12 protein-coding genes are annotated in these 10,813 nt (G+C 41.7%); all 12 read left to right on the top strand.

The features are described 5' to 3' along the window. Positions 1 to 72 precede the first annotated feature (72 nt). The 12 genes from DYY65_RS06635 to DYY65_RS06580 all read left to right on the top strand — a co-directional run bounded on the left by DYY65_RS06635 (position 73) and on the right by DYY65_RS06580 (position 10,761). Positions 73 to 330 carry a hypothetical protein gene (locus DYY65_RS06635; RefSeq protein ID WP_162477191.1) on the top strand — a complete coding sequence of 86 codons (258 nt, stop codon included), beginning with the start codon at positions 73 to 75 and terminating at the stop codon, positions 328 to 330. Between the two features lie 308 nt (positions 331 to 638). After that, positions 639 to 1,346 carry a MarR family transcriptional regulator gene (locus tag DYY65_RS06630; RefSeq protein ID WP_162477190.1) on the top strand — a complete coding sequence of 236 codons (708 nt, stop codon included), beginning with the start codon at positions 639 to 641 and terminating at the stop codon, positions 1,344 to 1,346. Positions 1,347 to 1,620: 274 nt separating this feature from the next. Then, the gene (locus DYY65_RS06625; RefSeq protein WP_162477189.1) at positions 1,621 to 2,814 is read left to right on the top strand and encodes a phosphoglycerate kinase; all 1,194 of its coding nucleotides are present in this window, start codon (positions 1,621 to 1,623) and stop codon (positions 2,812 to 2,814) included. A 135-nt stretch (positions 2,815 to 2,949) separates the two neighbouring features. Next, a complete protein-coding gene (locus tag DYY65_RS06620; RefSeq protein ID WP_162477188.1) occupies positions 2,950 to 3,762 on the top strand; it encodes an HAD-IIB family hydrolase in 813 nt (270 codons plus the stop codon). A 396-nt stretch (positions 3,763 to 4,158) separates the two neighbouring features. After that, positions 4,159 to 4,533 carry a hypothetical protein gene (locus DYY65_RS12205; protein ID WP_201449374.1) on the top strand — a complete coding sequence of 125 codons (375 nt, stop codon included), beginning with the start codon at positions 4,159 to 4,161 and terminating at the stop codon, positions 4,531 to 4,533. 11 nt (positions 4,534 to 4,544) lie between these two features. Continuing rightward, positions 4,545 to 5,102, top strand: a complete 558-nt coding sequence (locus DYY65_RS06610) for a V-type ATP synthase subunit E (protein WP_162477187.1) — start codon at positions 4,545 to 4,547, stop codon at positions 5,100 to 5,102. Next, on the top strand, positions 5,102 to 6,169 hold the full coding sequence (locus DYY65_RS06605) for a V-type ATPase subunit (protein ID WP_162477186.1): 1,068 nt from the start codon (positions 5,102 to 5,104) through the stop codon (positions 6,167 to 6,169). The genes DYY65_RS06610 and DYY65_RS06605 overlap by 1 nt, the downstream gene beginning before the upstream one ends. Continuing rightward, positions 6,162 to 6,509, top strand: coding sequence for a V-type ATP synthase subunit F (locus DYY65_RS06600; RefSeq protein WP_162477185.1), 348 nt, complete (start codon positions 6,162 to 6,164; stop codon positions 6,507 to 6,509). The genes DYY65_RS06605 and DYY65_RS06600 overlap by 8 nt, the downstream gene beginning before the upstream one ends. A 7-nt stretch (positions 6,510 to 6,516) precedes the next feature. Continuing rightward, entirely contained in the window at positions 6,517 to 8,238 is a 1,722-nt protein-coding gene (locus tag DYY65_RS06595; RefSeq protein ID WP_162477184.1) for a V-type ATP synthase subunit A, read from the top strand. Beyond that, on the top strand, positions 8,239 to 9,636 hold the full coding sequence (locus DYY65_RS06590; RefSeq protein WP_162477183.1) for a V-type ATP synthase subunit B: 1,398 nt from the start codon (positions 8,239 to 8,241) through the stop codon (positions 9,634 to 9,636). An 8-nt stretch (positions 9,637 to 9,644) separates the two neighbouring features. Continuing rightward, positions 9,645 to 10,310: a V-type ATP synthase subunit D gene (locus DYY65_RS06585; RefSeq protein WP_162477182.1), complete on the top strand. Its 666-nt coding sequence runs from the start codon at positions 9,645 to 9,647 to the stop codon at positions 10,308 to 10,310. A gap of 121 nt (positions 10,311 to 10,431) precedes the next feature. Then, a complete protein-coding gene (locus DYY65_RS06580; protein ID WP_162477181.1) occupies positions 10,432 to 10,761 on the top strand; it encodes a hypothetical protein in 330 nt (109 codons plus the stop codon). The last annotated feature ends 52 nt before the right edge of the window (positions 10,762 to 10,813 follow it).

Raw genomic sequence — 10,813 nt, 5'->3', positions numbered from 1 at the left:
TATGATTGATTATTCAACAAGCACAAGCAAACCCTTAAAAGGATTGAAATAATATATTTTAGTGCCATGACAATGCCAAAAGGATTCGGCTCAAAAAGTGCAAATAATGGGAAAAGAAGTTTCGATGAGTGGTGGGGTAGTGTTCCGTCAGATTTGAGACAGAAGGCAAGAAAGGGTGATGAGCAAAATAAGCCCTTACTTAATCAAGTTAACTACGTTCTGTTGCATCTTCACTTGGCAGGCAAGCACGATGCGAAACCAAGCCATGCGGAACTAAAGGACTGGCTCCATAGTGGCCAAGTGGATGTTCTCAGGATGGCGAAAAAGTAGAACAAGCTTTTCATCACTCATACTTCTTCTTTTTCGTCTGCCCCTTCGAATTCTTAATTTTAATACTGCAGCATGCAAGTGTACTCTAAGAGTAGCATATTTCCCAAAATGTTTTGGTTGCTGTTGTAGTGGCTTTTACACTAGTCGAAAAAACATTGACTCACATTGAACGTTACCTAGTTGCCGAAATCTTACTATCTATTTTATATCCAACTATCGAGTATTGATTACTAAGCGTGCAAGAAACACCCGAATCCGAACCTGCTATTAGCAGTCTGAGTGCGCCAAATAATGTTGAGGGTGCACCTGTGATAACGGAGAGTTTAGAGGACAATAACACGGATATGTTAGCGGCGGCTGCTATGAGAACGCACGCTAAAGGCATATTCCACTCCGTGCTACAAGAATCGGAGAGACAACTAGACCAAGAACTCCGAAATAACGACAACAAGATCCTCTCGCTGCTAAATCAAGATAGTGGTTCTTACTATTCATTTAAAGGGTTGATGCGGAAATTAAGATTACATCAACAAAGCTTAGCCCGGGCCTTAAATAGGCTTGAACGATGTGGGCTGGTCACAAGATCATCAAACGGATATAGGTTGAATTTAAGCAAGCAACAGCTGCGTCCTTCGAGAGACCAAGAATTAAACGGAAAATATAGCCAAGGATCATTCAATCTGCTCCTTCAAACGTACATTCCGAAAGGTATCACTGGAAGGGACATAATGAAAGCACTTGGTGGAAGGTGGTTTGGTAAGTTGAGATGGATAGGTTTAACTGAGGCTGAAACCGGTCATTCCATGCATTGGACAAATGAGGAAAATTCCTTTCAGGTGAATCTCAAGCTAATTTGGAATAGCGTAGTGATCGAATCAAATGCCGTTTCAAATTCAGACAAGGCAGAAGCGATGATCGGATGTTTTAAGATGTTTGAGCAGATTACAAAGATTTTGCAAACGACCCTTAGGAATAAAGATCCGAAAAAATTTCTTCACGGGCACTTCTTATCCTAGAGTTTGTGAAAATTGGTGTAATGACTTTCAGTGAGGATATCACAACATGTCGCCGTTAAATTATTGGTTAAACTAAATGGCAGTTTGTTCTATCATTGTTGACGAGGTCTGGTATTACGGTGCAGCTGCTCAAAATCTTCTCAGACGTTTTGATAATGAATGCTGGCAGAGGAGAGTACAGTACTGAAAGAAAAGTGCTGAAAATTAGATATGTTTAAGACAAACTCTCGTGCTATCGTAAGATTTATTCCTCCAATCCAAAGACGGATAAAGTATGCACCGAGTGATTTCTGAATTAGCCGATTCTGAGTTGAAGGGTAAGAAGGTATTGATCCGAGTTGACTATAATGTTAGTGTGAACGGCGGCTCAGTAGGAGAAGATTTCAGAATACGAATGACACTTCCCACGATTGAATATTTGATTAAACGTCAGTGTAAGATTATTCTGATTACTCACCTAGGCAGACCAACTGAACGCCAGATACAGTATTCGCTAGCACCCGTAGCGAAAAGATTGTCCGAAATGATTGGTGACTCAAAAGTAAAATTTACATCTAGCAGAATTGGCGAGGAAGCCCTTCTGGAAACGAACAAGATGGAAGAAGGAACAGTTTTACTTCTCGAAAACCTGAGGTTCTACAAGGAAGAAGAACTGAATGATCCCCTATTTTCGAGCGAATTGGCATCTCTAGCGGATATATATGTGAACGATGCCTTTAGCACTTCACATCGTAAGCACTCTTCGACATATGGCGCAGCTAAACTGTTCGAGATAAAGTTAGCGGGATTTAATTTGCAAAAAGAAGTACAGTATCTATCAATGATTAGAGACAACCCCGATAAACCCTTGATAATTGTGCTAGGTGGAGCAAAAATAAAGGACAAAATAGGCGCGCTAGAGAACTTGCTTCCAAAGGCTGATAGAGTGCTGATAGGAGGAGCAGCCGCTTATACATTTCTCAAAGCAAAAGGCATTAACACTGGTAATTCCCTAATTGACTTGGATCATATTGGATGGGTAACCAAGGCCCTTTCAACATTTAGCGAAAAAATAATGCTACCTACAGACCATGTAATCTCTTCTAGTGCTGACAATGGCTTAGCAGCCATGGTTAAAGGGGACATCCCGGACGGAATGATGGGACTTGATATTGGACACGAGACCGTTCAACGTTACTCAACGGAAGTGGGGGGCAGAGGTTCAGGGACAGTCCTCTGGAATGGGCCTATGGGCTTGTTTGAGTTTGGCATGTTTTCAAATGGAACTATTAATGTTGCTAAGAGCATGGCGCTAGCCTACTGGAGGGGCTCTAAAACTCTTGTGGGGGGAGGAGATACATTAGAAGCCATGAGACGAGCAGGTGTTTCTGAAAACGAAGTTAGTCATGTTTCAACAGGTGGTGGCGCAAGTTTAAGATTTCTTGCTGGGGATGAAATGCCCGGTTTATCGGTGCTCAGCGAGAAATAGCCGAAAAAGAATGAAGTGTTAATCTGCGCTGGCGAGGTGGGTTGGAAATATTCGGGATAGATGTCAACGAATCTCTGAATTTTATATATTCAGCAATAGTTACCATTACAAAATCAGTAGGCGCGTGACTGTCTTGTGAGAAAAAAAGTGTTATTTACCGATATTGATGGAACGCTGACGAATATTGTTACTGGGGAATATTCCTGCTCAAAAGATACAATTGAGACTTTAAAACAACTTGACGTTCCTATCATTTTATGTTCAGCCAAGACTATGGCGGAACAGGAATTGATCAGGCAAGAATTAGAAATAATAGAGCCTTTTGTAGTAGAAAATGGTGGTGCTATTGTGTTACCTGAAGAATATTTCGATCAATCAGTAATTCCTGAGGAGAATTGTGAACGAGTCGGAAATTATTTAGTTGTGCAGCTTGGTCAGCCTATTTCTGTAATTAGAGAAAAATTGAAGGCATTGAGAAAGGACTCAAACTTGAAGTTTTTAACTGTAGGAGATCTTTCTGTTGAGAAGCTCTCTAAAGTAGCCCATTTAACGCAATCAAAAGCAATGCTAATGGCTAATCGGATGTTTGCGGAGACAATCTTGAGCATAAATAAGGGTGATCTACCGGACTTCTCCAGGAGAGCCTGCTCGTTGGGACTTAGAGTTATCTATGGGGGGCAGTTCGTTGATGTTACTGGTGGGAACGATAAAGGTAACGCAGTTAGGTTCTTAATAGATTGCTTCAGAAAAAAATACGGGGATTATATCACATTTTTTGGGATAGGCGACAGTCCGAACGACGCTCCTATGCTAAAGGAGGTTGATGTGCCGATGTTAGTTCAAAGACCTGACAAAACATGGTCTTCGCTCGATACAAAAAATATTATAAACCTTCCTGGCGTAGGCCCCGATGGACTCAAACATGTTCTCGAAGTCATATTGGAATAATACAGATCTATTGCCTTAAGGTCCTACAGTTGTGAGAAATTCTTAGTTACACTACTGCGCTTTTTTGGTTAGTGGTGTGGATACAAATCAGAGTAGACTAAGATGATAGATAATCAATGGCAAATCGTAGATCAGTGATTTGTAAGAATCGTTTTTTTATCGGTATTGAGAACCCGTGGATGTAAATCATTCAGTTTGCTATCTAGACATTCGAAAAGTGCAGTGAACAAACGGGAATTGAGTGAATAATCTGTCCTGATTCCATAATCGTCGACGTTGTCTAACACAGCAGACGAATCAACTATCATGTTAGATGAGAAAAAAAGAGGATATTGATTGCCTGACCTAAAAGTGAGTCATTAAGAATCCTACTTTTTACAACAAAAGTTAATTAATATGTCCCATTCCAATCAAACCATATTCGACATGCAAATTAGAAGATGGAAATTATCCGCTATTAGTATAGCAGCAGCTTTGACGATTGGTATTTTGGTTTTATTCAATTCTGCTGAAGCTTCAGCAGCAACTTCAGCTCCATCCAGTAACGCTTCATTGACTAAGCCGCTGCTTGCAATTGCAGCAGCAATTGCCATCGCTGGCGGACTGATTGGGACCGGCAACGCTCAACAAGGTATCGGCGCAGCAGGGATGGGCATAATAGCGGAAAAGCCAGAGAAATTTGGGCAGGTTCTGTTCTTCTTTGTGATTCCTGAGACTCTTTGGATTATTGGCTTCGTGCTGGGTATCATATTGTTACTTGGCATCCTCTAGAGAATTTAGAAATGAGTATTGGTACGTTTCTGGAGGAAATAGAAAACAACAAGAAGAAAAAGCTAAAGGACTTGGGCGACCGTCTCTCCAGGGACAAGGCAGCACTGCAAGGTAATGCCGATCTGGCAATAAAGGACGCCACCACTCATTATTCAACGGAGGCAACCATAAGATCAGAACAAGAGGCGACAAGGATCATTGAAGCGGCGAAGTTACAGGCTAAGAAGATAATCTTTGAGGCGGTCAATGTCAAAATGGATTCAATATTTGCACAAATCAAAACGGAGATAGCCAACTACACCAAAACTCCAGAGTACAATAGTACTTTAAAGAAGATGGCATCAACTGCACAAAGAAGCCTTGGAAAAAACATTGGTATTGGATGTAAAGAAGAAGACCGTTCAAGCTTCAATGATTTAGGAGTGAATGTTACAAAAACTATCAGCACGATTGGAGGTTTGACTGCTGAGAACATGGATAGAACAATGGAACTTGATTTAACTTTCGAGGAATTACTAAGAATCCACGAAGATGAAATAAGGGCGACTATAATGGAGGCATTTGTCTAGTGCCTACATCTCAATTTTCATCTTCATTCGGTAGGCTACAAGCATTATCCGGGAACTTTCTGACACAGTCCTTCATTGGAGATTTGCTCAAGACAAAAGGCCTATCTGATATGGTAAAAATGCTTCAAAATACATGGTATGGGGAAGAGATTGAAAAGGCAGCTTCTGTTTATCAACCACCAGAAATTCTAGAAATTTCTCTGAATCGCCATTTAGTCATGATTAATAAAATCGCCATAGACGCATCCCCATTTAATGGTAAGAACGCTATCAAGGCATATTTGTTAAAATGGGATTTATATAACATCGAATTGATATTGTCTTCAAAAAATATGGGCAGAGCCATTACCGAAACTGAACCCTTTCTGGTTTCTAGTCGCAATTTCCCTGCTGGAATTTCCGCAGGAAACATACCTCATGATGAAATGAAGATAATTTTATCACAATCTGGAGTTGATGCTGTTATCAATAGATTGTTAAAGTACAATTACGGAAGTATTCTTTTACAACACCTCGACGCTTATCAAAAAACATTGGATCTAGGGCCAATGATGGCAGCCCTACAGGATTATTATTACCAGACTCTACTAGAATCACTTAGGTTTTTTCAGGGCGACGAAGGTATAATAAGAGAAATGTTCAGAACAGAAATAGACAAGAGAAACATTTTGACCTTGATGAAGGGAAAAGAAACCAACGCTGAAAAGTCTGTCGTTAACAAACACGTAGTAAATGGAGGCGGAATACCCATTTCTGAATTAATGGATTTATACGGTGTAAATAATGTAATAGAATTCGTAGGGAGAATTGAAGGACGCTTTCCTCTAGGTGAAGCGGTAAACTCGTATCGAAACACAGGAAGTCTAGTTGATTTTGAAGTTGGTCTAGACAAATTTATCAACCAGAAGTATGTTAGTAAACTCAAGAATATTGCACTCTCGATAGGCTCAATATTCCATTTCATGATCACGGCAGAACGTGAGCGTGAGAACATCAGAAGGATAGCCTATGGGAAAATGTACAATATCCCGAATGACAAAATTGCATCGATGATAGTAAATGAGTGAACAAATTACAAAAAAGGGTTCTGGCAGAATTGCAGTAATCGGTGATCGTGAGCTGGTTGTAGGCTACCGGTTGATAGGCGTAGAGGATACTTTCATAGTTGGTGAGGATGCACTGGAAGTTAGAAAGACATTACAAAATTTGATTTCCTCCAATCAATATGCGCTTATTATTGCAAGTCAAACAGTCCGTAATTCTCTATCTGGCAGCTTCCGTGAGATCGTGGAATCATCAATTGAGCCACTCGTATTATTCATGCCTGCCTTTGAAGGGAACGTTCAGGAGGAGTCGATTTCATCACTGGCAAGGCGTGTCCTCGGTATCAGTATACAAATGAGTTGATTGAAAAATGGCTGTAGTTGCTCGTATATCAGGACCAGTTGTGGTTGCTACAGGACTTGAGGGTGCACAAATGTACGACGTTGTCAGGTTGGGAGAAATGGGTCTGGTAGGAGAAATTATCCGATTAGAAGGCGATAAAGGCACAATTCAGGTCTATGAAGACACTACTGGTGTAAGACCGGGAGAAAAGATTGTTAATACGAAGAGACCTCTTTCCATTCAGTTAGGGCCAGGCCTACTAACCTCGATTTACGATGGTATCCAGAGACCCCTCAATATATTACGAGAGGAAAGTGGGGATTTCATAGGTAGAGGAAAAATTATTCCTGCCCTGGATCAGAACAAAAAATGGGATTTTATTCCAACTTCAAAAAAGGGAGATGAAGTTCAACAGGGGCAGTTCATTGGCGAGGTTCAAGAGACTCCGCTGATAAAGCACAAGATCATGGTGCCGCATTCAGTGAAGGGTCAGCTGGAATCGATCACAGAGGGAAAATTTAATATTAATGAAATAGTGGCGACGGTGACAACCCAATCTTCCAAGGTAGAAATTGGATTATCAAGTTGGTGGACTGTCAGAACCCCTAGACCTGTTCTCAGGAAACTACCTCCGGAATCACCACTTCTCACCGGCCAGCGAGTGTTAGATACATTCTTTCCTGTAGCAAAAGGCGGAACGGCCGCTATTCCCGGTCCATTTGGAAGTGGAAAAACAGTTACTCAGCAACAGTTGGCCAAATGGGCAGATAGTGAAGTAATAGTTTATGTTGGCTGTGGTGAAAGGGGCAACGAAATGACCGAGGTACTTACAACTTTTCCCGAATTAGAAGATCCCAAATCTAAGCGTCCTTTGATGGAACGGACCATGCTGGTTGCCAATACTTCAAACATGCCGGTAGCTGCACGTGAAGCGAGCATATATACTGGCATAACGATGGGAGAGTACTACCGCGACATGGGCTACGGCGTTGCATTGATGGCTGATAGCACCTCTAGATGGGCTGAGGCCCTAAGGGAGATATCGGGTAGATTAGAAGAGATGCCTGGCGAAGAAGGGTATCCTGCTTATCTGGGCAGACGTCTAGCTGAATTTTATGAGCGTGGCGGCAAAGCTATCGTTATTTCCCCAGAAGAACGAGTTGGATCATTGACGTTGGTGGGAGCTGTTTCTCCGCCTGGAGGCGACTTTTCGGAACCAGTATCTCAAAACACTCTTCGAGTAACAAGGGTTTTTTGGGCATTGGACGCTAGTTTAGCATCCCGCAGGCACTTTCCTTCCATCAACTGGTTAACGAGCTATTCATTATACGCTGATGATATGGGCGAATGGTATTCTAAAGAAGTATCACCTGATTGGATCTCATTGAGAAAAGAAGCGCTAGAAATCTTACAGAGAGAATCAGAGTTGGAAGAGATAGTTCAGTTGGTTGGGTATGCAAGATCGCTTAGAGAGGATTATCTGCAACAAAGTGCATATGACGATGTTGACACTTATACTTCTATAAAAAAGCAGTTCAATATGCTATCTGTAATATTGGAATTCGGTAAGCTGGAGGCAGATGCTATCAAAAAGGGAATTCGATCCTCGCAAATAGGAGGCTTGGAGTCAAGAAAGCTAATCTCGAAAATGAAATGGACTCCAGAAAACCAAATCGACAAATTGTTGCATGAGATAAGAACGAGTATGCGACAGGAATTTGAGGGTCTGTTAATAAAGGTGAGTCAATAAATGTCCACGATATCTTTTAAGACGCTATCAAAGATTGCTGGGCCTTTAATATTTGTAGAAGGTGTTGATAATGCCGCTTATGGCGAAATGGTTGAGATAAAGTTAGAAGATGGCCAAAGGCGCGAAGGTCAGGTGCTTGACACTAGGAAAGGGTTGGCAGTTGTTCAAGTTTTTGGGCCAACGCTGGGTCTGGGGACAACAGGAACATCAACGAGATTTCTTGGACATACCGCCACTTTGGCAGTATCTGATGAAATGTTGGGTAGGGTATTCGACGGCTTGGGCAATCCAAGAGACAACGGTCCAAAAATTGTCTCCAAACAAAAGTTCGATCTTGTCGGATCAGGTATCAATCCATACTCTCGAGAGCAGCCATCTGAATTCATACAAACCGGAATGTCAAATATCGATGGCATGAACACATTAGTGAGGGGCCAGAAATTACCTATCTTCTCAGGAGCGGGTTTGCCTCACAATATGCTTGCTTCTCAAATCGCAAGACAGGCAAAGGTACGTGGGACCTCAGAAAGCTTTTCTGTTGTGTTCGCGGCTATAGGGATTACGAGTGAGGAAGCAAATTTCTTTGTCAAACAATTTGAAGAAAGCGGCGCTTTGGGCCGAACGGTGCTCTTTTTGAACCTCTCATCAGATCCTTCAATGGAGCGTATCTTGACCCCCAGACTTGCATTGACAACAGCTGAATTTCTAGCATATGAAAGGGATATGCATGTTCTAGTAATCTTAACTGATATGACTAATTATTGTGAGGCTCTAAGGGAGATAGCTGCGGCACGCGAAGAAGTTCCTGGAAGGCGCGGGTATCCAGGATACATGTATACCGATCTGGCTTCAATCTATGAACGCGCTGGTAGGATAAAGGGTAGGAAAGGATCAGTTACTCAGATACCAATCTTGACAATGCCTGCAGATGATATAACCCATCCCATACCAGACCTCACAGGGTATATTACAGAGGGCCAAATAGTTTTGAGCAGAGATCTTCAGCGTGCAGATATCCATCCTCCGGCAGACGTTTTGACAAGTCTTTCCCGACTGATGAACCAGGGAATAGGGAAAGGCAGGACTAGGGAGGATCATAGAAGCCTGGCAGATCAACTTTATTCAACTTACGCGCAGGGAAAGGACGCTAGGGCCCTTGCTGCAATCGTTGGAGAAGAAGCGCTGAGCGAGTTGGATAGAAAGTTCCTCAGAATAGCTAATAATTTTGAAAGAAAATTTGTAAATCAAGGCTTTGACGAAGACCGCTCCATCGAAGAGACCTTGAATATTGGTTGGGAGCTTTTGGCTGAACTCTCAGATGCAGATATGAAACGAATCAAGCCCGAGCTTATTGAGAAATATGGAAGGAAAAAGATTTCGCCCAAGGAAGTAGAGTGATGAGATAAATGCCAACTACAACCAATATTCGGCCTACCAGACTGGAGTATATAAGAACCAAACGCAGAATAGTCATTGCTAAAAAAGGTCTAAAGCTGTTGAAACTGAAACGGCAGGCTTTGATTCTAGAGTTTTTTAGTACTAGTAAGACAGCCGCGACGCTCAGAAGTGGTTTGCAATCCGAATTAATTAAGGGCTACGAGAGTATTAGGATGGCAGAAATGATGGCCGGGTCCATACGACTAGAAAACGAGGCGATGAAAATACCTAGTTTAGCCAGTTTGCAAATTAAATCTAAAAATGTTATGGGTGTCCGAATACCCAAGTTGGTGGGAGGCCAAAGACAGGAAGCATTGACTGAACATCTTTTGGAGCTCCCAACTTCAATTAATGAGGCGATAAAAACTTTTCAACAAGTCCATAGAATGGTCTTAGATGTGGCAGAAAAAGAGACTGCACTTAGAAAGCTGTTGTTGGAAATAGAAAGGACAAAGAGAAAGTCAAATGCTATTGAAAATGTCTTTATACCGAGACTAGCATCTGCAGTCAAATTTATAACCTTCAGACTAGACGAAATGGAGCGTTTCATTATGCTCAAGACTGTAAAGCGCAAAATGGGCGAACGCGAATCCGAAACAATGGAGAAAAAAGAGGAGGAGCTACTTGCCGAATAGGTTTGTGAATCCACAACAAAAAAAGTTCTATCTAGTAATGAGAGCGTTCAAGATAGGTAATATAATTAGTACTATTGCCATCGTTTTGTTCTTGGGCAGACATTTCTTTGGAGGGTAGTTTGTGTCAAACACTCAAGAAGCCTATATACAGACACTCAAGCAGATCAAAAATGCAGAGGATCTGGCCGAAAAGGAGATTAATGAATATAGGCTGGAATGCGAAAAGGTGAAAAAGGACCTTCAATCACGAATTGAACAAGAAATACAAACTGCTAACACCCAAGGTGAAAATCTAGTTGCAATGAGCACAGAGCAGGCAAGAAATAAAGCCCATAATGAAGCAGACATAATTATTAGAGACGCCGAAAATAAGGCGCAATTGATTTCTAAACAACCTAACACACTCTCAGTTAATAAAGTGCTGGGAATGCTTCTGAGAGGTATTGATTGATTGACATTGCTAAAAACTATGCCAATGGCTAAAATGGCCGTGGTGGGCCTAA

Origin of the sequence: Nitrososphaera sp. AFS, from assembly GCF_009898475.1 — an archaeon.
Lineage (GTDB): Archaea > Thermoproteota > Nitrososphaeria > Nitrososphaerales > Nitrososphaeraceae > Nitrosopolaris.
Note: the sequence above shows the minus strand (reverse complement) of the source record. Positions and strands in the feature narration are given on the sequence as shown.